22 protein-coding genes are annotated in these 22,133 nt (G+C 67.9%); 16 read left to right on the forward strand and 6 right to left on the reverse strand.

What is annotated here, in order from left to right; translation table 11 throughout:
- The first annotated feature begins 80 nt into the window (after positions 1-80).
- From Q7I88_RS11870 to Q7I88_RS11880, 3 genes are read left to right on the forward strand one after another with little or no spacing between them, the layout of a single operon-like run.
- Complete coding sequence (locus tag Q7I88_RS11870) at positions 81-2,015, forward strand: peptidylprolyl isomerase (protein ID WP_305096127.1); 1,935 nt, start codon at positions 81-83, stop codon at positions 2,013-2,015.
- 10 nt (positions 2,016-2,025) lie between these two features.
- Positions 2,026-3,537, forward strand: a complete 1,512-nt coding sequence (locus tag Q7I88_RS11875; protein WP_305096128.1) for an anthranilate synthase component I family protein — start codon at positions 2,026-2,028, stop codon at positions 3,535-3,537.
- A complete protein-coding gene (locus Q7I88_RS11880; RefSeq protein ID WP_305096129.1) occupies positions 3,534-4,325 on the forward strand; it encodes a phosphodiester glycosidase family protein in 792 nt (263 codons plus the stop codon). The genes Q7I88_RS11875 and Q7I88_RS11880 overlap by 4 nt, the downstream gene beginning before the upstream one ends.
- Here Q7I88_RS11880 and Q7I88_RS11885 read toward each other — a convergent pair.
- Positions 4,316-5,494 (reverse strand): FAD-binding domain, encoded by a 1,179-nt coding sequence (locus tag Q7I88_RS11885; protein ID WP_305096130.1) that lies wholly within the window; start codon positions 5,492-5,494, stop codon positions 4,316-4,318. The genes Q7I88_RS11880 and Q7I88_RS11885 overlap by 10 nt on opposite strands.
- Positions 5,495-5,581: 87 nt before the next feature.
- Here Q7I88_RS11885 and pip point away from each other — a divergent pair, with 87 nt between their 5' ends.
- The 10 genes from pip (at position 5,582) to lexA (ending at position 13,267) form a co-directional block, all read left to right on the forward strand.
- A complete protein-coding gene (gene pip, locus Q7I88_RS11890; RefSeq protein ID WP_305096131.1) occupies positions 5,582-6,541 on the forward strand; it encodes a prolyl aminopeptidase in 960 nt (319 codons plus the stop codon).
- Positions 6,538-7,137: an anthranilate synthase component II gene (locus tag Q7I88_RS11895; protein WP_305096132.1), complete on the forward strand. Its 600-nt coding sequence runs from the start codon at positions 6,538-6,540 to the stop codon at positions 7,135-7,137. Before pip ends, Q7I88_RS11895 begins: the two co-directional genes overlap by 4 nt.
- A complete protein-coding gene (gene trpD, locus Q7I88_RS11900) occupies positions 7,134-8,126 on the forward strand; it encodes an anthranilate phosphoribosyltransferase (protein ID WP_305096133.1) in 993 nt (330 codons plus the stop codon). The genes Q7I88_RS11895 and trpD overlap by 4 nt, the downstream gene beginning before the upstream one ends.
- Positions 8,123-8,917 carry an indole-3-glycerol phosphate synthase TrpC gene (gene trpC / locus Q7I88_RS11905; protein ID WP_305096134.1) on the forward strand — a complete coding sequence of 265 codons (795 nt, stop codon included), beginning with the start codon at positions 8,123-8,125 and terminating at the stop codon, positions 8,915-8,917. The genes trpD and trpC overlap by 4 nt, the downstream gene beginning before the upstream one ends.
- Before the next feature lie 37 nt (positions 8,918-8,954).
- Positions 8,955-9,254 carry a hypothetical protein gene (locus Q7I88_RS11910; RefSeq protein ID WP_305096135.1) on the forward strand — a complete coding sequence of 100 codons (300 nt, stop codon included), beginning with the start codon at positions 8,955-8,957 and terminating at the stop codon, positions 9,252-9,254.
- A complete protein-coding gene (locus tag Q7I88_RS11915) occupies positions 9,247-9,456 on the forward strand; it encodes a hypothetical protein (RefSeq protein ID WP_305096136.1) in 210 nt (69 codons plus the stop codon). The genes Q7I88_RS11910 and Q7I88_RS11915 overlap by 8 nt, the downstream gene beginning before the upstream one ends.
- Before the next feature lie 118 nt (positions 9,457-9,574).
- Positions 9,575-10,666: a mechanosensitive ion channel family protein gene (locus Q7I88_RS11920; RefSeq protein ID WP_305096137.1), complete on the forward strand. Its 1,092-nt coding sequence runs from the start codon at positions 9,575-9,577 to the stop codon at positions 10,664-10,666.
- A 174-nt stretch (positions 10,667-10,840) separates the two neighbouring features.
- Positions 10,841-11,311, forward strand: a complete 471-nt coding sequence (gene moaC, locus Q7I88_RS11925) for a cyclic pyranopterin monophosphate synthase MoaC (protein WP_305096138.1) — start codon at positions 10,841-10,843, stop codon at positions 11,309-11,311.
- Positions 11,308-12,507: a molybdopterin molybdotransferase MoeA gene (locus Q7I88_RS11930; RefSeq protein WP_305096139.1), complete on the forward strand. Its 1,200-nt coding sequence runs from the start codon at positions 11,308-11,310 to the stop codon at positions 12,505-12,507. Before moaC ends, Q7I88_RS11930 begins: the two co-directional genes overlap by 4 nt.
- 73 nt (positions 12,508-12,580) lie before the next feature.
- The gene (lexA, locus tag Q7I88_RS11935) at positions 12,581-13,267 is read left to right on the forward strand and encodes a transcriptional repressor LexA (RefSeq protein WP_305096140.1); all 687 of its coding nucleotides are present in this window, start codon (positions 12,581-12,583) and stop codon (positions 13,265-13,267) included.
- Between the two features lie 5 nt (positions 13,268-13,272).
- Here the strand turns inward: lexA and Q7I88_RS11940 are convergent, their stop codons facing one another.
- Positions 13,273-15,450, reverse strand: a complete 2,178-nt coding sequence (locus tag Q7I88_RS11940) for a ComEC/Rec2 family competence protein (RefSeq protein WP_305096141.1) — start codon at positions 15,448-15,450, stop codon at positions 13,273-13,275.
- 29 nt (positions 15,451-15,479) lie between these two features.
- On the opposite strand from Q7I88_RS11940, the gene gltX reads away from it, so the two are divergent.
- Both gltX and Q7I88_RS11950 read left to right on the forward strand, forming a co-directional pair.
- Positions 15,480-16,892 (forward strand): glutamate--tRNA ligase, encoded by a 1,413-nt coding sequence (gene gltX, locus Q7I88_RS11945; RefSeq protein WP_305096142.1) that lies wholly within the window; start codon positions 15,480-15,482, stop codon positions 16,890-16,892.
- Between the two features lie 23 nt (positions 16,893-16,915).
- Positions 16,916-18,199 (forward strand): citrate synthase, encoded by a 1,284-nt coding sequence (locus Q7I88_RS11950; protein WP_305096143.1) that lies wholly within the window; start codon positions 16,916-16,918, stop codon positions 18,197-18,199.
- A 1-nt stretch (position 18,200) separates the two neighbouring features.
- Here the strand turns inward: Q7I88_RS11950 and Q7I88_RS11955 are convergent, their stop codons facing one another.
- Genes Q7I88_RS11955 through Q7I88_RS11965 form a run of 3 tightly spaced genes read right to left on the reverse strand, consistent with a single transcriptional unit; the run spans position 18,201 to position 21,255 of the window.
- Entirely contained in the window at positions 18,201-19,586 is a 1,386-nt protein-coding gene (locus tag Q7I88_RS11955; RefSeq protein ID WP_305096144.1) for a sensor histidine kinase, read from the reverse strand.
- A gap of 3 nt (positions 19,587-19,589) precedes the next feature.
- Positions 19,590-20,546: a hypothetical protein gene (locus Q7I88_RS11960; protein ID WP_305096145.1), complete on the reverse strand. Its 957-nt coding sequence runs from the start codon at positions 20,544-20,546 to the stop codon at positions 19,590-19,592.
- Between the two features lie 34 nt (positions 20,547-20,580).
- Positions 20,581-21,255, reverse strand: coding sequence for a hypothetical protein (locus tag Q7I88_RS11965; protein WP_305096146.1), 675 nt, complete (start codon positions 21,253-21,255; stop codon positions 20,581-20,583).
- Here Q7I88_RS11965 and Q7I88_RS11970 point away from each other — a divergent pair.
- Positions 21,241-21,831 (forward strand): hypothetical protein, encoded by a 591-nt coding sequence (locus Q7I88_RS11970; RefSeq protein ID WP_305096147.1) that lies wholly within the window; start codon positions 21,241-21,243, stop codon positions 21,829-21,831. The genes Q7I88_RS11965 and Q7I88_RS11970 overlap by 15 nt on opposite strands.
- On the opposite strand, the gene Q7I88_RS11975 is transcribed toward Q7I88_RS11970, so the two are convergent.
- Positions 21,809-22,108: an Hpt domain-containing protein gene (locus Q7I88_RS11975; protein WP_305098603.1), complete on the reverse strand. Its 300-nt coding sequence runs from the start codon at positions 22,106-22,108 to the stop codon at positions 21,809-21,811. The genes Q7I88_RS11970 and Q7I88_RS11975 overlap by 23 nt on opposite strands.
- Positions 22,109-22,133: the final 25 nt, after the last annotated feature.

A 22,133-nucleotide genomic window follows, 5' to 3' on the forward strand; every position in this document is an offset into this window, starting at 1 on the left:
TGGGCAAGGTGCGGGCAACTGTTGCGGGCGCGCCGCAGCGGGGATATGGCGCGAGCCCGTTCCCCCAGAGAATTGGCCTCATGCTGCACCTGTTCCGTAAAATCTTTCAATCCAAGTTCGGCATCCTGCTGACTCTCGGCTTCCTCGCGCTCATCGCGCTGGCCTTTGCCAGCTCCGATATCGTCAGCAACAACCCGACCTTCGGCGGCGTCGCCGGGGGCGACCAGGTGGCCGTGGCGGGCAAGACCAAGATTTCCGCTGCCGATTTACGTCAGGCGATGAACAGCGAACTCGATCGCCGCCGGCAGCAGCAGCCGACGCTGACGATGCAGGCGCTCGTCGCCAACGGCGCGACCAAGAGAGTGGCCGACCAGCTTGTCCAGCGCGCCGCGCTGGTCGAATGGGGCCGCAAGTACGGGCTGCGTGCGGGAAAGCGGCTGGTCGACAGCGAGCTGGTCAAGATTCCGGCCTTTTTCGGCGCCAACGGCCAGTTCGACCAGAACGCGTTCAACGCGATCCTCGCCCGTGAGGGGCTGACCGAAGCGTCCGTGCGGCAGGACATCGCCAGCGGGCTGGTGGGCCAGCAGGTGCTCGTCCCGGCGAGCCACGGTGCGGTGGTGCCGCAGGCGCTGGCCAGGCAGTACGCCAAGCTGCTGCGCGAGCGGCGCAAGGGCGATATCGCCGAATTGCCGAGCGCGCTTTTCGCTCCCAAGGGCGCCCCGAGCGATGCGCAGCTGAGTGCATACTACACGGACCACGGCAACGACTATCTCCGGCCCGAGCGGCGGGTGATCCGCTATGCCACGTTCGGCGAGGACGTGCTCGGAGACGTGCCGGCCCCGACCCCGGCACAGGTCAAGGCGCGTTACGAGCAGGACAAGGCGCAGTACGCCGCCAAGGAAGAACGAACCTTCACCCAGATGGTCGTGCCCACCGAGGCGGCCGCGAAAGCGATCGTCGACGAGCTGAACGGCGGCAAGAGCCTCGCCGCGTCGGCCCGCGAGAAGGGCCTCTCGACCACGACGGTCGGGCCGGTCGGCAAGACCGCGTTCGCCACCCAGTCTTCGCAGGCAGTGGCCGACGCCGCCTTTGCCGCCGCCGAGGGCTCGCTGGCCAAGCCCGCGCGAGGCAACCTCGGCTGGTACGTGCTCAAGGTCGACAAAGTCGCGCGCCAGCCGGGCCGCTCGCTTGACGACGTTCGGGCCGAGATCGCCAAGACTCTGGCCGAGGAGCAACGCCGCCAGGCCTTCGTCGACATGGCGAGCAGGATCGAGGACGAGTTCGACGAGGGCAGTTCGATCGACGACGTCGCCAAGGAGCTCAAGATCGAGCTCAAGGACACGCCGCCGCTGACCGCCGACGGCAGGGTCTACGGCAAGGCGGACACGGCGCCGCCCGAGCTGGCCAGCGCGCTCAAGACCGCGTTCGAAATGCAGGAGGGCGAACCGCAAATCGCCGAAGTCGAACCGGGCAAGACCTTCCTCGTCTTCGGCGTGAGCGACATCACGCCTTCTGCGGTCGCGCCGCTGGCCGAGATCCGCGACGATGTCGTGGCCGACTGGCGCCGGTCCGAAGGCGCGAAAGCGGCCAAGGCCGCGGCCGACCGCATCATGAAAGCCGTTGACGGCGGCAAGAGCCTGGCCGAAGCCGTCGCCGCCGAAAAGGTCGCCCTACCCCGTCCCCAGGAAGTGGCGATGGGCCGCGAAGAACTGGCCCGCGCCGGGCAGGTACCGCCGGTCCTCGCGCTGCTGTTCTCGATGGCACAGGGCACCACCAAGCGGCTCGAGGCTCCGCGCAACCAGGGCTGGTTCGTAGCCCATCTCGAAACCATCACTCTGCCCGACGTGAAAGGCGACGATCCGATCATCGCTCAGACGCGCCAGCAGCTCGCGTCGGTATTCGGCGACGAATACGCCGAGCAGTTCGTCCACGCGGCAATGGCCGACGTCGGCACCGAGACAAACCAGGCGGCGATCGACGCCGTGGTGCGCCAGCTGACCGGCCAGGCCGAGTAGGCCGGCAGCCTTGGCCGGCGGCCTTCCCGAGAACGCCCAGAAGGCGCGCAGTCAGCTGGTAGCGGGCGCGCCGGCGCTCGTCTGGCGCAAGCTCGTCGCCGATACCGAGACCCCGGTCGGCGCGGCGCTCAAGCTGATCGAGCCGGGGCGCGGCGACTTCCTGCTCGAATCGGTAGAAGGCGGCGAGGTCCGCGGCCGCTACTCGCTGCTCGGCATCGACGCCGACCTGATGTTCCGTGCCACCGGCAATGCCTGCGAGGTGAATCGCAGGTGGCGCTATGACCAGGACGCGTTCGAGCCGCTGCCAGGCGGAAGCCTCGAGGAGCTGCGCGCGCTGGCTGCCTCCTGCCGAATAGAGGTGCCCGAGGATCTGCCGCCCATCGCCTGCCTGGTCGGCTATTTCGGCTACGAGACCATCGGCGTGGTGGAAGACCTGCCGCGCGCGCCGCAGAGCAAGCTGGCGCTGCCCGACATGCTGTTCGCCCGCCCGGCGCTGATCTGCGTATTCGACCGGCTCTCGGACGACTTGTTCTGCATCGCTCCGGTGTGGGCCGGCAGCGGCGACCCCGATGCGGTGATCGCGGCGGCCGGCGAGCGGATCGACGAGGCGCTGCGCAAGCTTGCCGCGCCCGCGCCCAAGGCGGACGTCATCGCCGATCTGCCTGCGATGGCGCTCGAGCCCGTGATGGACGCCGCCGACTACGAACGCATCGTTCTCGCGGCAAAGGACTACATCACCGCCGGCGACATCTTCCAGGTGGTGCTGGCCCAGCGCTTCACCTGCCCCTTCCCGCTGCCGCCGTTCGCGCTGTACCGCGCGCTGCGCCGGGTGAACCCCTCGCCGTTCCTCTATTTCCTCGACCTGCCCGGTTTCGCCGTGGTCGGCTCAAGCCCGGAGATTCTCGTCCGCGTGCGCGACGGCGAGGTGACCATCCGCCCCATCGCCGGCACGAGGCCGCGCGGCGCGACGCGCGAAGCCGACGAAGCGGCCGAGGCGAGCCTGCTGGCCGATCCCAAGGAATGCGCCGAGCACCTCATGCTGCTCGACCTCGGCCGCAACGACGTCGGCCGCGTCGCTGCCGCGGACAGCGTCCATGTCACCGCCAGCTTCACTGTCGAACGCTATAGCCACGTGATGCACATCGTCAGTAACGTGGTCGGCAAGCTCGATCCGAACAGGGACGCGCTCGATGCGCTGTTCGCCGGCTTTCCCGCAGGCACCGTCAGCGGCGCGCCCAAGGTCCGCGCCTGCCAGATCATCGCCGAGCTCGAGCCGGAAACGCGCGGCCCCTACGCCGGCGGTGTGGGCTATTTCGCGCCCGACGGCTCGGTCGATTCGTGCATCGTCCTGCGCACCGCGGTGGTGAAGGACGGGGTCATGCACGTGCAGGCCGGCGCCGGCATCGTCGCCGACAGTGTGCCCGAATACGAACAGCGTGAGTGCGAGGCCAAGGCCGGCGCGCTGATTGCCGCGGCGCGCGAGGCGGCACGGGTGGCTACGGAACCGGGCTTCGGCCAGTGAGGCTGATCCTCGCTGCCCTTGCTCTGGCCGCCCTCAGCGCCTGCCACCAGAAAGTCGAAGAAAGCTCTGACGTCGCGGCGTTCGAACCCGGACCGCCGGCCTGCGGGCCGGTGATGTTCGAAGACTCGCCGCTCACCGAATGCGTCGCCGAGCCGGGCCGCGACCGCATCCGCATGGTTCTGTCCGGCAAGGACGATGTGCCTTTCCGCAGCTTCAAGGCCTTTGCCGACAGCCGCCCCGGCGACGCCGCGCCCGTCGCCTTCGCGATGAATGCCGGGATGTTCGACGAGGAGGGTCAGCCGATCGGCTACTTCGTCGCGGACGGCAAGCGGTCGAAGGTGCTCAACGAGCGCAAGGGGCCGGGCAACTTCCACATGCTGCCCAACGGCGTGTTTTTCGGCACTGGCGATAATTGGCAGGTGCTCGACACCGAGCGCTTCGCCGACGAAGTCTCCCAGCGCCCCGAGTTCGCCACCCAGTCGGGGCCCATGCTGGTCATAGGCGGCGAATTGCATCCCGCGTTCGATCCCGACGGCGCGTCGCTCAAAATCCGCAACGGCGTCGGCGTCGACGAGGCCGGGCGGGCGCATTTCCTGATCAGCGAAGCGCCCATCAGCTTCGGCAAGTTCGCCCGCTATTTCCGCGACGTGGCCAAGACTCCCAACGCCCTGTTCCTCGATGGCAGCGTCTCGTCGCTATGGGATCCGGGGCACGAGCGCATGGACAGCCGCGTCCCGCTCGGGCCGCTCGTGGTGGTCGAGCGCATTCCCCAGCGCGCTCAGGAGTAATCGGGCAGCTCGACCTGGTCGCGCAGGCTGCGGCCGACCAGCAAGTCAGCCACCCAGCCGATGCCGAGGACGCGGGAAGCGAGGTTACGGAACTTGAGGCCCAGGGCGGTGCGCGGCACGAACGAGCGCGCCAATCCCTGCGCGGCATCCTGCTTGGAGCGCATGAAATCCCCGAGCCGCCGTTCGTACGCCGCCAGCGCCGGCTCGATCGTGCCGGCGCTGCGCTGCAGTTCGCCCGCCAGGACATAGCCGCCGATCATCGCCAGCGCCGCTCCCTGCCCGGCGAGAAAGGACGGCGCATAGGCGGCATCGCCGACCAGCGCGATGCGCCCGTCGTGCCAACTGTCCATGCGGATCTGGCTGACCCGGTCGATGTAGAGATCGTCGGCGCGATGGAGCGCGGCGAGGAAGTCGGGAACCTCCCACCCCGCCCCGGCATAACGCTCGCGCAGCAGCTCGCGCTTGGCATCCGGGTCGTGAGGGATCGCCGCGCGTTCGTCGTCGCGCCAGATCAGCAGCACCAGCGAGGCGCCGCCACGCAGGGCGAAGCGCGCGGCCTGCCGCCCCGGCTCGCCGTACATCACGTAGGCGTCCGCCGCGCGGCGACCGTAACTCTCGGCGGTGAAGGCGGCGAAACTATAGCCGAGAAAGCGCTCGAATCTCTCCTGCGGCCCGAAGGCGAGGTCGCGCGTGCGCGAGTGGATGCCCTCGGCGCCGACGACGAGATCAAAACGCCGCTGCGAGCCGTTGGAGAGGCGCACGCTGGCGCCGCGCGCGTCCTGCGATATTTCGACCAGTTCGGTGTCGAACAGCACCTCCGCCCGGTCCTTCACACTATCGTAGAGCGCCAGCGACAGCTCGCCGCGGGGCAAGCTGACGAAGCGCCCGTCGGTCGCCCGATCGAAGACTTGCGCGCCAAAGCCCCCGCTCGGCTCGCCATCCTTACCGAGGAAGCGGACGTGTTCGACGTGGTAACCGGCCTGCTGCAGCCTCGGCATCAAGCCCATGCGCTCGGCGAGGTCGTAGCCCTTGCCCCAGAAGTCGATGATGTAACCGCTGCCGCGCGGCTCGGGCGCCTTCTCCAGCATGGTCACCCGGTGCCCGCCGCGCGCCAGCCACCAGGCGAGATTGGGCCCCGCGATGCCCGCTCCGCTGATCAGCACGTCCATGGCGGGGGCCTAACCTCTACCCCGCGAGATTTCAAACGCGCGCCCGGCAATTGCCTTGGCGCCCGCCGGACCGTAAGCGCTGGCTTCATGACCGGATACCGCACGCTCTATCCCGAGATCGAACCCTACGAGAGCGGCATGCTCGATGTCGGCGAAGGCCATTCGCTGTACTACGAACGCGTCGGCACGCCCGGCGCCAAGCCGGCGGTGTTCCTCCACGGCGGCCCCGGCGGAGCGATGAGCCCGAAACATCGCCGCCAGTGGAACCCGGACCTCTACGACGTGCTGCTGTTCGACCAGCGCGGCTGCGGCAAATCCCTGCCCTTCGCCGAGATCGAGCACAACGACACCTGGCGCATCGTCGGCGATATCGAGCGGCTGCGCGAAATGTGCGGCCACGAGGCCTGGCAGGTGTTCGGCGGCAGCTGGGGTTCCACCCTAGCGCTCGCCTACGCCGAGACATATCCCGAGCGCGTGACGGAGCTCGTCCTGCGCGGGGTATTTCTCGCTCGGCAGAAGGAGAAGCACTGGCTCTACGCTTGTGGCGCGAGCGAGCTCTATCCCGAGCAGTGGGACAAGTTCAGCGGCCACATCCCGGCAGCTGAACGCGGCGACCTGGTGAAGGCCTACCACGACCGCCTGACCAGCGACGACGAAGCGGTGCGCCTCGCCGCTGCCAAGGAATGGTCGTCGTGGGAAGGCAGCGTCATCACCCTGCGGCCCGACCCTGCCCTGCTCGACGATTTCAACGATCCCGCCAAGGCCCTGCCCTTCGCCCGCATCTGCGCGCGGTTCTTCCTCGACGATTTCTACCTCGAGGAGAATCAGCTCCTGGCGAACATCGACCGCATCCGCGGCATCCCCGGGATCATCGTCCAGGGCCGCCACGACGCCTGCACCCCGCCGGTTTCGGCGTGGGATCTCAAGAAGGCCTGGCCCGAGGCCGAGCTGTGGGTCGTCCCCGACGCCAGCCACGCGGCGAGCGAGCCGGGCATCGTCGATGGACTGGTGCGCGCGACCGACACATTCGCTAGAGGCGCGCCATGATTCTCGTCGTCGACAATTACGACAGCTTCACCTTCAACCTGGTCCATTACGTGATGGAGCTGGGCGCCGAGGTGCATGTCGTGCGCAACGACCGGATTTCGGTCGCGGACTGCATGGCCAGCGGCGCCAGCGGCGTCCTCATCTCGCCTGGACCGTGCACGCCCAACGAGGCCGGGATCAGCCTCGCCCTGGTCGCCGCCTGCGCCGAGGCGAAGTTGCCGCTACTCGGGGTGTGCCTCGGCCACCAGGCCATCGGCCAGCACTTCGGCGGTCGGGTCGTTCGCGGCGGGCTGATGCACGGCAAGACCAGTCCGGTCGACCACGACGGGACGGGCGTGTTCGAGAGGCTGCCCTCGCCGTTCATCGCCACGCGCTATCACTCGCTCGTCGTCGAGGACATTCCCGAATGCCTGGTGGTCAACGCCACCAGCGAGACCCCGGGGCTCGACGGCACCGCGGTCATGGGCTTTCGCCACGCCGAGCTGCCGATCCACGGGGTGCAGTTCCACCCCGAATCGATCGCCACCGAGCACGGACACGAACTGCTGGCCAATTTCCTCAAGATCTGCGGCCTGCCGGTCAAAGTGCCGGCATGAAGACGCTTCCGCCGGTCGAACCGCACCTCTCCGAAGAGGAAGCCGAAGCCGCGTTCGCCGCCATGCTCGACGGCGAGACCTCGGACGAGGAAATCGCCCGCTTCCTGGCCGAACTGGCCGAGCGCGGCGAAACCGCCAGCGAGATCACCGGCGCGGCGCGAGCGCTGCGGGCCCGGCTGATTCCGATCGAGGCCCCCGCCAACGCCATCGACGTCTGCGGCACCGGGGGCGACGGCAAGAACACGCTCAACGTTTCGACCGCCGTCAGCCTCGTGGTCGCCGCCTGCGGGGTGCCGGTGGCCAAGCACGGCAACCGCGCGGCAAGCTCGAAGGCCGGCGCGGCCGACACGCTCGAAGCGCTGGGCCTGGACATGGAAGCCGCAGGGCGCACCGCGGAGATGACCCTGCGCGAGGTCGGCATCTGCTTCCTGTTCGCTGCGAACCATCACCCAGCGATGCGCCGAATTCAGCCGATTCGTCAGAAGCTCGGTCGGCGGACGATCTTCAACCTGATGGGCCCGCTGTCCAACCCCGCGCACGTCAAGGGCCAGTTGCTCGGCATCGCCCGGCCCGCCTACGTGCCGATCTACGCCGACGCGATGGCGCGTTTGGGGACGACGCGCTCGCTCATCGTCTCCGGCGACGAGGGGCTCGATGAACTGAGCCTCGATGCCGGCAACGAACTGGCCGACGTGCGCGGGCACGATTTCGAAATGCGCCGGGTCGATGCCTCGATGGCCGGCCTGCCCCACGCGCCGGTCGAGGCGATCCGCGGCGGCGATCCGCAGCACAACGCCGCTGCCCTTCGCGCACTTCTGCTGGGCGCGCCGGGCCCCTACCGCGATGCGGTGCTGTTCAACGCCGCCGGGGCGCTGATGGTCGCCGGCGAGGTCGAGGACTGGCGCGAGGGCGTCGAGGAAGCCGCCGAGGTCATCGACAAGGGACTGGCCAACGCCTTGCTCGACTGCTGGATAGCGGCGGCGAAATGACCGACAAGCTCGCCGAAATCTGCGCCACCAAGCGCCTCGAAGTGCAGGAGCGCAAGGCGCTCGCCACGCTCGAGGACCTCGACCGCGCGGCGCTGGGCGCCACGGCTCCGCGAGGGTTTCGCAGCGCGCTCGAGGCAAAGGCGTCCGCCGGCTTTGGCCTGATCGCGGAAATCAAGAAAGCTTCGCCTTCCAAGGGCCTGATACGAAGCGATTTTCGTCCCGCCGAACACGCCGTCGCCTACGAACACGGCGGCGCCGCCTGCCTCTCCGTCCTGACCGACGCGCCCTATTTCCAGGGGCACGAGGACTACCTGATGGACGCGCGCGCTGCATGCACCCTGCCGGTGCTGCGCAAGGACTTCATGGTCGACCCGTGGCAAGTCGCCGAAAGCCGCGCGATCGGTGCCGACGCCATCCTGATCATCGTCGCCGCGCTCGATGACGCCGTGATGGCGGAGATCGAGGCCGCCGCGCTCGAACGCGGCATGGACGTGCTGGTCGAGGTCCATGACGAGGCCGAGATGGAGCGCGCCGCGACCCGGCTGCAGTCGCGCCTGATCGGCGTCAACAACCGCGACCTGCGCACCTTCAAGACCGACCTCGCCACCACCGAACACCTCGCCCCGCTGGCGCCCGAAGGCGCGCTGCTGGTCGGCGAAAGCGGGATCGACAGCCACGCCGATTGCCGGCGCCTCGCCGAATCCGGCGTGCGCTGCTTCCTCGTCGGCGAAAGCCTGATGCGCCAGGATGACGTCGAAGCGGCAACGCGCGCCTTGCTTTCAGGCGCCTAGGGCGCGGCGAAGTGCACGCTTCGAAAGCGAACAGACGATGATCCGCGCCGCGCTGCCGCCGGAAGTCTATGAGCGCATCCGCACTGGCGATCTCGCACAGCGGGGCAGGCGCATCGCCGAACTGATCGAAGCCGCTCGGCCGGAGGCACCCGAAGATATCAAGCGCCTGACGGCCCGCAACATCCAGTACCACGTTGTCGCCACGACCTGGTTCTACTATCGTTTCCGCTTCGGGCTCTCGGCGGCCGACACGGTCAGCGCGGCGACACTCGCCATCGCGACCGCCATCTTGGGGCTGCCGCCGGAACCCGCTGAGGGGGAGAGACACGATGGGTAGCCTTTTCAACGTGGTGTTCCGGATCGTCAGCAGCCTGCTCGGCATCCTGATGATCTGCATGGGCGGTATCTGGATACTTCAGGGCCTCAACATCGCCTTCCTCGACAGCTTCATGGCCAACGATAAGCAGTGGGCGATCTGGGGCGTTATCCTCGCGTTGTTCGGTGTCGGGCAGCTGGTGTGGAGCAACACTCGGCGATAGCTCCATTCCCCTGCGGATTCGGATTTCGCGGTCCGTTCGCTCTATGCGGGGGGGCAAGAATGGGAACAATCCCGCGGCGAGGCGCCTGAAGATCAGTAGCCACTGACAAGGAGCCGCCATGCTCGAAAACATCTGGCCGAACCTCGCCAACCAGCCCGCCTGGCTGCAGCAAACGCTCGACTTCCTCGTCGCCGGCGGCATTGCCGTGGCTATCGCCTTCGTCGTGCACTGGCTGGCGTTTCGCCTGCTGTCGGCGCTGGCCAAGGCGAGCGAGAGCGAATCCGACAACATCCTGCTCCAGCGCCTGGGCCGCCCCACGCTGTGGGGGCTCATCGCCCTCGCCCTGGTGCTGGTCGCGCGTGAACAGCCGGCGCTGGACAAGACCTGGGACAAGGTCGCCGGGTTCGTCATGCCGGCGCTGATCGGCTGGATCGTCATCGCCATCGTTCACGCCCTGGTCGAAGCGATGAAGCTGCGCTCCGACATAACCGTCGCCAACAACCTCGAAGCGCGGCGGCGCCGCACCCGGCTCGCCATGTTCAGCCGCATTGCCAGCTTCATCATCGTGTTCGTCACCGTCGGGCTGATGCTGCTTTCGATTCCCGGCGTGCGCGACATCGGCGTGACGCTGGTGGCCTCGGCCGGGCTCGCCGGGCTGGCGGTCGGGGCTGCGGCCCAACCGGCGCTCAAGTCGCTGATCGGCGGCGTGCAACTGGCGATCACCGAGCCGATCAACATCGACGACGTGGTCATCATCGACGGCGAGTGGGGACGGATCGAGGACATCCGCACGACGTACGTGGTGGTCAAGATCTGGGACGAGCGCCGCCTGGTCGTGCCGACGTCCAAGTTCCTCGAGGACGTGTTCGAGAACTGGACCAAGCAGACCGCGCAGCTGCTCGGCACAGTGTTCCTCTACCTCGACCCTGCGACCCGCATGGGCCCGGTCCGCGCGGAGTTCGAACGCCAGGTGCGCGCCCATGAAGGTTGGGACGGGCGGGTCCAAAAATTGCAGGTTACCGATACCACGCCAGAGGCGCTCGAAGTGCGCCTGACGATGAGCGCGCAGGATGCCGGCACGCTGTTCGGCCTGCGCTGCGACATCCGCGAAGGGATGAGCGACTGGATCGCCGAGAACCTGCCGGGCGCGATCGTCCGGCGCCGCTACCTTCGCGTCGAGGAGGACGATCGGGAGCAGGTAGCAGCCTGATGCGCTCTGTCCTACATCTGCGCGATCTGCCATGAGGCGAGTCATGAACCTCGCCATCGCGCCCCTAACTCGACGTTTCCCGGCGCCTCGTATGAAGGCCGATTTTTTTGCCCCTGGACCGTGTAACACCCGGTCCATGTCTGTCACCTTTGCTCTTGCCGCGAGGGCGTGCAGGTGAGCCGCCTCACCCATCTCGACGAATCGGGCGCGGCACGGATGGTCGACGTCGGGGGCAAGCCGCAGACCGCCCGCTCGGCCACGGCCGAAGGCCGGATCCGCATGGCTCCCGCCACGCTTGCGGCGGTCCGCGAAGGCAGCGGTCCCAAGGGCGATGTCCTCGCCGCCGCGCGCATCGCCGGGATCATGGCGGCCAAGAAGACCGGCGAGCTCATCCCGCTGTGCCACCCGCTGGCGCTCGACGCGGTGACGGTCGATTTCGCCTTCGAGGAAGGCGCCGTGCGGGTGATCGCCCGGGCCTCGCTGACCGGCAAGACGGGCGTGGAAATGGAAGCGCTTACAGCCGCTTCGGTCGCTCTGTTGACAATCTACGACATGGCCAAGGCGCTCGAAAAGGGCATGGTCGTCGAAGGTCTGCGCTTGCTCGAAAAGACCGGCGGCAAGAGCGGCGACTGGCGCGCGGAATGACCCCGCCGCTGCCGCTCGGCGAGGCGCAGGCGCGCCTGCTCGGGACGGTCGAACCGCTGGCGGCAGAAACCGTCGCCGCACACGGGGCGATTGGGCGCCATCTTGCCGAGCCGCTTCGCGCCGCCCGCACCCAGCCGGCCGCGGACCTCTCGGCGATGGACGGCTACGCGGTGTGCGGCGACGATCTCGAAGGGCCCTGGGCCGTCGATGGCGAAAGCGCCGCCGGACACCCGTTCGCCGGTACGCTCGCCCCGGGTCAGGCCATCCGCATCTCCACGGGCGCGCTGATGCCCGCCGGCGGCGGCGCGGTGCTGCTGCAGGAAAATGCCGTCCGCGAGGGGAATTTCCTGAAGCTCAACGGCGAAGGGGTGCCGAGCGAGCGGCACATTCGCCGTGCCGGGTTCGATTTTCGCGCCGGGGATGCCTTGCTTGATGCGGGAACACGAATTGGCCCGGCCCAGCTCGCGCTCGCCATGGCTGCCGGTCACGGCGCCCTGGCGGTGCACTGTCTGCCCACGCTGGCGGTGCTCGATTCGGGCGACGAACTGGCGGCTGATCCGGCGAACTGTCCGCCGGGCAAGCTCCCGGCCAGCAACGGGGCGATGCTCACGGCGATGAGCGCGCCCTATGCCGCCTCGATCCGGCGACTCGGCCCGGTGCCCGACACGATGGAGGCGATGCTCGCCGCCTTGGAAAGCGCCGGCGACGTGGATGTTATCGTCACCAGCGGCGGAGCCTCCGTCGGCGACCATGACCTGGTGCGCCCCGCGCTCGAGCACTGGGGCGCGGACATCGATTTCTGGCGGGTGGCGATCAAGCCGGGCAAGCCGCTGCTCCTCGCGCGCAAGGAAGCGCAATGGGTCCTCGGCCTGCCAGGCAACCCGGTCTCGAGCTACGTCACCGCATTCCTGTTCCTGCTGCCGCTGCTGCGCCGGCTCGGCGGGGCCGCAGAACCGCTGCCGCGCCCGCTGCAACTCCCGCTCGGCATGGCGCTGCCCGCAGCCGGCGATCGCACCGAATTTCTCCGCGCCCGGATCGTGGCAGAAGCGCTGGTCGCCGTCGACGAACAGGATTCGAGCGCCCTGCGCGCGCTGTCCGCGGCCGAAATGCTGATCGTGCGTCCCGCCGGAGCGGGTCCTGCCTCGCCCGGCGACGGCGCCCTGGCCTATCGCCTCGAAAACGGCGGTATCGCTTGACGGCCTTGCAAAAGTTGCCTACCTGTTCCGCATTCGTTCCCGAATTGGAACACTTTTTGCGGAGAGAACAGGGATGTTGACCGCCAAGCAGCACGAATTGCTCCTCTACATCCAGCGCAAGCTGGAGGAGACCGGTATTTCGCCCTCGTTCGAGGAGATGAAGGAAGCGCTCGATCTGAAGAGCAAGTCGGGCGTGCACCGCCTGATCTCGGCGCTCGAAGAACGCGGTTTTCTCCGCCGCCTGCCCAACCGAGCCCGCGCGCTCGAAGTGCTCAAGCAGCCGGAGAACGTAAAGGGTCAGACCCCGGCAGCGGCCAATTCGAACGACCCGCTTACCCGGGTGACGACGCCGCCGCGCGCCGCCGCGCCGGCCAACGACGTGATCGAGATCCCGCTCCACGGCCGCATCGCCGCCGGCGTTCCGATCGAGGCGATGGAAAGCGACCGCACGCTGCCGGTTCCCGCCGCGCTGCTCGGCTCGGGCGCTCACTACGCGCTCGAGGTGTCGGGCGATTCGATGATTGAAGCCGGCATTCTCGACGGCGACTTCGCGCTGGTGAAGAAGACCGACACCGCACGCGACGGCGAGATCGTCGTCGCCCTCGTCCGCAACGAGGAAGCGACCCTCAAGTACCTGCGCCGCGAAAACGGCAAGATCCGCCTCGACCCCGCCAATGGCGCCTACGATCCGCAGATCTACGCCGAGCATGAAGTCCAGGTGCAAGGCAAGCTTGCCGGGCTGCTGCGGCGATATCACTAGGCGTTTTACTTCCGCGGGTGCCACCACCCGTGCTCACCCTGGCTCGCCGCCACGGTCGTGACGTCGACGCCGCTCTCGCCCAGCACCAGCGCCACTCCGCCGGTCTCGCCCAGGGTCCGCGCGTCGGCCAGCAACGCGCGCGGCCGGCATGAGCGCGGAAGGTAGCGGTCGGCGACCACGATGTCGGCGCGTTCGCAGGCTGCCGCCAGTGCGCGTTCCTCGATCATGTTGCGGCTGCGGGCCATGAGGAGGCGCCAGGACCGCCCCGCCCGTTCTATCGTCAGGGTGCAGAAATCGCGCGAGCACTCGGCCCCCCGCCAAGTCGCCAACGGTACCGGCTCGGCCTCGACCCCGGCGAGCTCCATCAGGTTGTCGCGGGTAAACTCGCTCTTCGTGTCGCGCAAAGACAGCAGACGCCCGTCCCGGGTGACGATGCCGACCTGCCGGCCGTCGCCCGAGACCAATACGTCGGGGGCCGGTGTGAGCAGCATCGACAGCGTCGCCGCGCCCGCCGCCGCAAGGCCCCACAGCCGTTCCTTGCCGCGCCACAGCGCGAGCCACAGTCCGCCGAGAACGAACAGCGCGAAGGTGCCCCAGCCCATCTGCGGCATCAGCGTGACCGCGCCCGGCTGGCTTGCGGCGAGGTGCGCGATCCACAGCAGGAGGTCGAGCGATTGGCCCGCAAGCCACCAGACCGGCAGTCCAAGCCCCACGAGATCGAGCAGGAGGGCGAGCGCGATCAGCGGCATCGAGACGAACGTGACCAGCGGGATCGCCAGCACGTTGGCGAAGGCGCCGTAGACCCCTGCGCGGTGAAAGTGGAACAACACGATAGGCATCAGCGCCAATTCGATCACCACGCCGGTGAGAAGCAGCCCAAGCGCGCCGCGCAGTATTCGCATCGCAAGCCTCTCCTCGCGCGCGCCAAGCGAGGCCCGCACCGGGCCGGCATTGTGCAGCGCGACGATTGCGACGACCGCGGCAAAGCTCATCTGGAAACTCGGTCCGGCGAGCGATTCCGGCCACAGCAGCAGGACGAACACCGCGGCCACTGCGACCATCCGCAAACTCAAGGGCTCGCGCCCCAGCGCCAGCGCGCCGAGAACCAGAACCGCGCCGACGCAGCTGCGCACGGTCGGCACCTCCGCTCCGGTGAGCAGGGTGTAACCGATCCCGGCAAGCGCCCCGACGCCCGCCGCGACGACCGGCAGTCGCACCCGCAGCGCCAGCCACGGCCAGGCGGCCAGCACGGTCATCGCAAGGAAATAGGCCGCAGCTATGACCGCGCTGACGTGGAGGCCGCTGATCGACAGCAGGTGGGTCAGTCCGGCATCGCGCATGGCGTCTTCGTCGGCCGTAGTGATGGCGCCGCGGTCGCCGCTGGCGAAGGCCGCGGCGATGGCCCCTGCCGAACCGCCCAAACGCGATCGGACATGTGCTGCGAGGCGCCGCTGCAACGGCGCGAGCCACGCCTCGCTGGCCGGCGGCGCGACCAGTTCGACCGGCCCTTGCACGCTGCCCGTTGCGGCATAGCCGGCGAACCAGGCGGCGCGAGCGAAGTCGTAGCCGCCGGGCAGCATCGGCGAGGCAGGCGGCATGAGCCGCGCCTTGAAGCGGATCACGGCTCCCTCGCGAAAATCCTCGCGGTCGGCATCGAGCGGCACGTTGACCCGGATCTTGACCGCCTCGCCCGCGCGATCGCGCGCCGCGAGCACGAGCCGGGTGCGGTCTTCCGCCGGTTGTTCGATGCGCTCGAGCACTCGCCCTTCGACGACGGCCGAGACGGGCCGGGCGAAGGGTTCGGCCCCGACCGCGGCCGAGCGTGCCCAGATCAGCGCCGTTCCCGCCGCGAGCAGCGCACCGGTGCTCGCCACGGCAGTGAGAAGATGCACGCGCCGCTCCTGGCCGCGCCACAATGCAACCGCGCCGAGCGCCGCGAGCATGCCCGCGGCGATGGTACCGATCCACCACGCGGATGCCGGCAGCGCGAACCACGCGGCGATCCCGCCGGCCAGTGCCACCGCCAGCCAGGGTCCGCGATCGAACGCCGCCCGGGCGAGAAACGCATCGGCTCCGTCGAGGAAACTGGACAAGCGGGCGCGCATTCGCCAAGGCGTCTGCTGCAACGCAGCATCGCCTGGTTCCTGCCCCAACGGGACCAGAGGCGCCTCGCGCGTGGCCATCGGGCGCATTGGAAAGGAAAGTCAGTTACATGGCAAGCGGTAGCGAGGGACAGGTGGTCACCCGTTTCGCCCCGTCGCCGACCGGATTCCTGCACATCGGCGGCGCCCGCACGGCGCTGTTCAACTGGCTCTACGCGCGCCACCACGGCGGCAAGGCGCTGCTGCGGATCGAGGACACCGATCGCAAGCGCTCGACCCAGGAAGCGATCGACGCAATTCTCGACGGCCTCGCCTGGCTCGGCCTCGACTACGACGAGCCGCCGGTGTTCCAGAGCGAGCGCGCCGCCCGCCACGCCGCGGTTGCCGAGGAGCTTCTCGCCAGCGGCCATGCCTACAAGTGTTACGCCACGCCGGAAGAACTCGAGGAAATGCGCGCCGAGCAGCGGGCGAAGAAGCTGCCGCTGCGCTACGACGGGCGCTGGCGCGACCGCGACCCGTCCGAAGCGCCCCAGGGTGCGCACTACGTGATCCGGCTGAAGACCCCCAACGAGGGCGAGATGGTGATCGATGACCGCGTGCAGGGCCGCGTCACGGTAAAGAACGCAGAGATCGACGATTACGTGCTGCTGCGCGCCGATGGCACGCCGACCTATATGCTCGCCGTGGTGGTCGACGATCACGACATGGGGGTGACCCACATCGTCCGGGGTGACGATCACCTCAACAACGCCTTCCGCCAGCTGCCCATCTACCACGCCATGGGCTGGCCTATTCCCGTCTATGCCCACATTCCGCTGATCCACGGCAACGATGGCGCCAAGCTGTCGAAGCGCCACGGGGCCATGGGGGTCGACGCCTACCGCGACGAGCTCGGCATTCTGCCTGAAGCGCTGTTCAACTACCTGCTGCGCCTCGGCTGGGGTTTCGGCGACCAGGAGGAGTTCACCCGCGAGGAGGCGATTGCCGCCTTCACGCTTGAAGGCGTCGGCAAGAGCCCGAGTCGCTTCGATATGAAGAAGCTGCTGAGCATGAACGGTACCTATATCCGCAAGGCCGACGATGGCGAGCTGGCCGGGCTCGTAGCAGCCAGAATCGGTCCCCAGGCCGACGTCGCCGTCCTGACCACGGCCATGCCGGTGCTCAAGACCCGCGCCCGCGACCTGCACGAGCTTGCCGATGGTGCCGGGTTCTTGTTCAGCTCCCGCCCCTTGTCGATGAGCGAAAAGGCACAGGAACTGCTAACACCCGAGGCCCGCGTCCTGCTCGGCGGGATTTCGGAGCGCCTAGCCGCGGAAGCGCACTGGACAACCGAGGCGCTGGAGGCCAATCTCAAGACATATGCGGAAGACCTGGGGCTCGGCCTCGGCAAACTCGCCCAGCCGCTGCGTGCGGCGCTTACGGGGCAGACCACCTCCCCCGGAATTTTCGATGTACTGGCCCTTCTCGGCAAAGAAGAGAGCCTGGCCCGGATCGACGCTCAGGCGGCCGAAACGGGCAAATGAACACGACAGACAGGAGACGCGAATTGGCGGACAAGGCAAAACTGGCAGTCCACGGAAACGACTACGAGCTGCCTGTACTCGAAGGGACCTGCGGCCCCGATGTGGTCGATATCCGCAAGCTCTACGGCCAGACCGGCATGTTCACCTATGATCCGGGCTACAAGTCGACCGCCAGTTGCGAGAGCGCGCTGACTTACATCGACGGCGAGGAAGGCGTCCTGCTCCATCGCGGTTATCCGATCGGGCAGCTCGCCGAACACTCAAGCTTCATGGAAGTCTCGTATCTGCTGCTCAACGGCGAGTTGCCGAGTTCCGACGAGCTCGACCAGTTCACCTGGACGATCACCCGCCACACAATGCTGCACGAGCAGTTGATCCAGCTTTTCCGCGGCTTCCGCCGCGACGCGCACCCGATGGCGGTCATGTGCGGGGTGGTCGGCGCGCTCTCGGCGTTCTACCACGACAGCACCGACATCTCCGATCCCGAGCACCGGCGGATTTCGAGCCACCGGCTCATTGCCAAGATGCCGACCATCGCTGCGATCGCCTACAAATATTCGGTCGGGCAGCCGTTCCTCTATCCCGACAACTCGCTGTCCTATACCGGCAACTTCCTTCGCATGACCTTCGGCGTTCCGGCAGAGGAATACGAGGTGCACCCGGCGGTCGAAAAGGCCATGGACCGGATTTTCATCCTCCACGCCGACCACGAACAGAACGCCTCGACCTCGACAGTGCGGCTCGCCGGCTCCTCTGGCGCCAATCCGTTTGCCTGCGTCGCGGCGGGCATCGCCTGCCTGTGGGGTCCCGCGCACGGCGGCGCCAACGAGGCCGCGCTCAACATGCTGCGCGAGATCGGCACCCCAGACAGGATTCCGCACTACATCGAGCGCGCCAAGGACAAGAACGACCCGTTCCGCCTGATGGGTTTCGGTCACCGCGTCTACAAGAACTACGATCCGCGGGCGACGGTGATGCAAAAGACCGTGCGCGAGGTGCTCGAAGCGCTCAAGGTCACCGATCCGGTGTTCGAGACCGCCTTGCAGCTTGAGGAAATGGCGCTTCACGACGATTACTTCATCGAAAAGAAGCTGTTTCCCAACGTCGATTTCTACTCCGGCATCATCCTTTCGGCGATCGGTTTCCCGACGACGATGTTCACCGCGCTCTTCGCGCTGGCCCGCACCGTCGGCTGGGTGGCGCAGTGGAACGAGATGATTTCCGACCCGGCGCAGGTCATCGGGCGTCCGCGCCAGCTCTACACCGGGCCGACGCAGCGCGATTACGTGCCGGTCGACAAGCGGTAGGCTAGCGGCGCTTCTGGCGCCGGTCGTCGAAGGCGGGGAGCTCCAGCGTGAAGCGGGCCCCCTGCCCCGGCGCGCTTTCGACCGACAACTCGCCGTCCATCGCCCGCGCCAGGCGGCGTGAGATGTAGAGGCCAAGGCCCGAACCGCCATCCCCGCTTCGGCCGAGCCGCTCGAACTTTTCGAACACTCTCGCCTGCTGTTCGGCGCTCAGTCCCTCGCCCTGATCGGCGACGGTCAGGCGCGCGCGTCCGCCCTCGCGCTCAGCGCGCAGCCAGACTTGCGAGCCTTCGGGGGCATAGCGCAAGGCGTTGCCGAGCAGGTTGAGCAAGATTTGCAGCACGCGTCGGAACTCGCCGACAGCCAGCACGCTTTCGTCGTCTTTCGGTGCATCGATGGAAATTCCCCGCTCGCGCGACCGCACGCCGAGAATGCCGGAAGCGCGGCGCGCGACATCGGCAAGGTCGATCTTGTCGGGCGCGGTGTCGAATTCTTCTGCCTCGACCACTTCGAGATCGGCAAGGTCGTCGATCAGCGCGAGCAGGTGCTCGCCCGCGGTGGCGATGTCGGCGGCATACTTGCTGTATTCATCCGACAGCGGGCCGGCGAGCTGCGTCCGAATGGTCTCGGCATTGGCGATGATCCGGCTGATCGGTTGACGCAAGACCGGCGCTATGTCGCGCCCAATGGCGGTGCTGAAGACCGATTTCGTTGCCGTCGTCCTCGGTGCGGGCGCAGGCGGCTCGTCGGCGACGAAAAGCAGGTCGAAACCGGTCTTGCCCGGCTCGGCGCGCCCGAGCGGGAGCAGAACCGCTTTCCAGTGGCGCGACGAGCCCGGGATCACCAGTCTCGCCCCGTCGAGCAAACGCCAATGAAGGTTCTTGCGGCGTGTGTCGCCGGCGATCTCGACGAGCTCGGTCCAACGCCTGCCTTGCCCTTCGCGCAGGCGCTGCGCAATTTCGGCCAATTCGGCGCAATCGCAGTCGACCGAGAGCACTTCCTGCTGCGGACCGAGACGAGCGGCGAGTTCGGCCACGTGACGCTCGATTGCTTCGTGGCGGCGCGCGGCGGCCGCCTGGTCTTCGGCGGTCAGGGGGGCCGCTTGCCAATTGGTCAATCCGATGCGACAGCCCTCGCCATCTTCGTCGGGTTCGATCTCGACCCACGCGGTAACGCTTTCGCTGTCGTCCTGGGCCTGGATCGCCCGCGCCAGTCGCAGACCGTACTTGCGCGACTTGCGGACCAGTTGCAGCAACGCCGGCGTGGCGATGATGCCTGGCAGGTCGCCCCCGCTGCGCAGTTGCAGCTCGGAAAGCGGCTCCGCCGCCTCGACCAGCCAGTCGCGCCCATCGGTCCGAGCCGTGGCGATGAATTGGGCTGCGCCCGCCATCGCCTAGCTTTCGGCCCGCAAATCGGAAGCGGCCAGTAACGCAGCCGCGCGCTGGGGCGTCAGATGGTCGAAATTCTCCGGCAGCGATACATCGGGATGGAGATAGAGGAACTGCTCCTCCAGGGCACGCGTCTTGAGCCCTGCCGCGCGCAGGCCCAGGGCGAGGCGGGCGAACTGACGATCCGAGAAAGCCAGCACGGTCACGTCGCGATCCTGCCCAATGGCCATGGCCAGCCCGGTCGCGAAGAGCGCGAGCCCGGCGGTATCGATGTCGAGCGCGCGAGAGGCGCCCTTGCCGAGACGCATGACCAACCGGGTCAAAAGGCCGATACGGCCGAGCCCTTCGTCGAACTCGTCGCGCAACTTGCGTTCCGCCGCCGCGGCACTTTCGTCGCCGCCGGAGGTCTCTCGGAAGGCGACGAGAGCGCTATGCAACAAGTCGCCCGGCAGTTCGCCGAGCGGCATGGCCATGCGCTGCAGCTGCTGCATGAAGCGGGCCTGCGCAGCGATGGCCGACATCGCCGCGGCCGCCATGGCATCGTCCTTTGCCGCAACCAGCTCCTGCAGCAGCGGCGAAAGCACCGGATCGAGTCCGGTGCGGTCCTGCAGCTTGCGCGCCAGTTGCCCTTCCATAGTCAAGGTGTGCAGATGGCCCAGGAAGCCAGCATCGCCCGCCAGTGCGGCGACGAGCGGCTCGCTGCGCGACTCGGCAAACTCGGCACGGTCCGCCGCCATGGCCGCTTCCGCTTGGGCATAGAGCATTTGGCGAGCCACGTCGGTCAGCATCCCGCGAACCCGCGCGACGATCTCGTCGCTGAACAACGCCTGGTCCTCGTTGGCGAGTAGATGGCGCATGATCGGCGCGGCGTTGGACAGCACGGAATCACCCTGCGCGAGCTCGTCGCGCATGACGGCCTCGACCGCTTCGAGACTGCTCTCGGTCAGGGGGGCGTTGTCCATCGCTAAGCCATAGTCGAAGTGGGTTAAATGCGCGTTAGCCGCGTTTGTCGGAAAATGGCCAGATTCGCACTGCCAGCAGCACCAGGGCGACAATCATGAAGCCTTTTTCCGCCGCGTCGATCGCAACCGAAAAGGCCAGGGCAAGGACGAGCAGCACACGATCCGCAAATATCGCCTGCCAACCAGCCCGGTCAGGCAGCGGTTTTACGTGAAGCAGCCCGACGGTGAGCAGTGCCAGGAATAGCCGCCGGTGCAGTGTGCCGGGCAACGCCAGCACCGCCACGACGAGCAGCGCAAGATCGAATGCAGCCCGCAAGCCTCTGGAGACCCGCGATGGCTTTCGCTCACCGGCAAAGCTCGGACGCAACAGCCGGGAGATCCCGTCGCCCAGTTCGATCGCCAGTGCAGCCAGCGCGAGCAGAGTGAACCCGGCAATCGGAAAGGCAAACCACGCCGACGCGAGAGCCCCCGCCAAGGCTAGAGCGGCAGCCATCCGCGCGAGCGGAGCGGCCCGCCGCGAGGCCGTGGCGGCGGCGCCGAAACGACGCAACAGCAGACGCGCGAACCAGCGCGTCGGATTGCGCAGCGAGGCGGCCGGCAGGCGGCGACGCATCCAGCCCGGCTCCGCCGCCGCGGCCTGGTCGGCCGTGCGCAAGAGCCCCCAGCGCCCTTCCGCAAGCTCGCTTTCGGGAAGTTGCCGCTCGGGCACGCCGGCCTGGCGGGCGATCCTCAGGAGGCCGGAGATCGGCTCCGCATCCTCGGGCAGCATGTCGAGGCGGTCCACGAGGCGTCCGGGAATGACCATTGCCCCGCCCCAGGCGGTGGTCAAATCGAGCAGCTCGAAACCCGCGCCGGCGCCCGGCTGCACCGGCAGGCCGAGGAGAACCGGCTCTTTGAGCAAGGCCTCGAAGGCAAGCGGCGAATCCGGCAGAAGGCCGCGCGCGAAGACGAGCAATTGATCATCACCGCGAACGGCCGCGGGCAGATCGCGCGCGCCGCGAAGGACCTGGAACTGGGTCCCCGCCCTCTCAGCCCCATGGCGCAAGGCGATCGCTTCGGGCGAGGCGCCGTGTCCGAGACAGAGGATTTTCTCGCAGCCTTGCCCGAGAGCGAATTCCAGTTGGTGGAGCGACAGCGCGCGGCCGCCGAGAACAGCGGGGTCGCGGGCCGGGTCGAAGCCCGCGTCATCGGTCGCAATCAGGGCAATTCGCACATGGGGTCACTAGGCCGGGCCTGGCGCGCTGCCAAGCTGCAGCGCTTGGTCAGACCTGAATCTTCCCGATGAAACGTTCGAGTTGGCGCAGTACGGCGGGGTCGCCCGGCGCGCTCTCGAGTGCGAGAACGGCAAGATCGACCAGCCGGGGGGCGTGGAAAGAGGCGCCGAGGCTTTTTAGGCGCTGCGCCGCAATTTCCCAGTTACCGTCGCAGCGCGCGCGGCGAAGCAGGTCGATCTGACGCGCGAGACTCTCGACGAATGCAGAGCGCAGTTCCTCAAGCAGCTCCAGGTCGTCACCGGCAGCCGCGGAAATAGTTGCGTCGAAACCGTTGCTCTGCACAGCCATCCACAGCTCCATGCGCGCATCAGGG

Origin of the sequence: Croceibacterium aestuarii, from assembly GCF_030657335.1 — a bacterium.
Taxonomy (GTDB): Bacteria; Pseudomonadota; Alphaproteobacteria; order Sphingomonadales; family Sphingomonadaceae; genus Croceibacterium_B; species Croceibacterium_B aestuarii.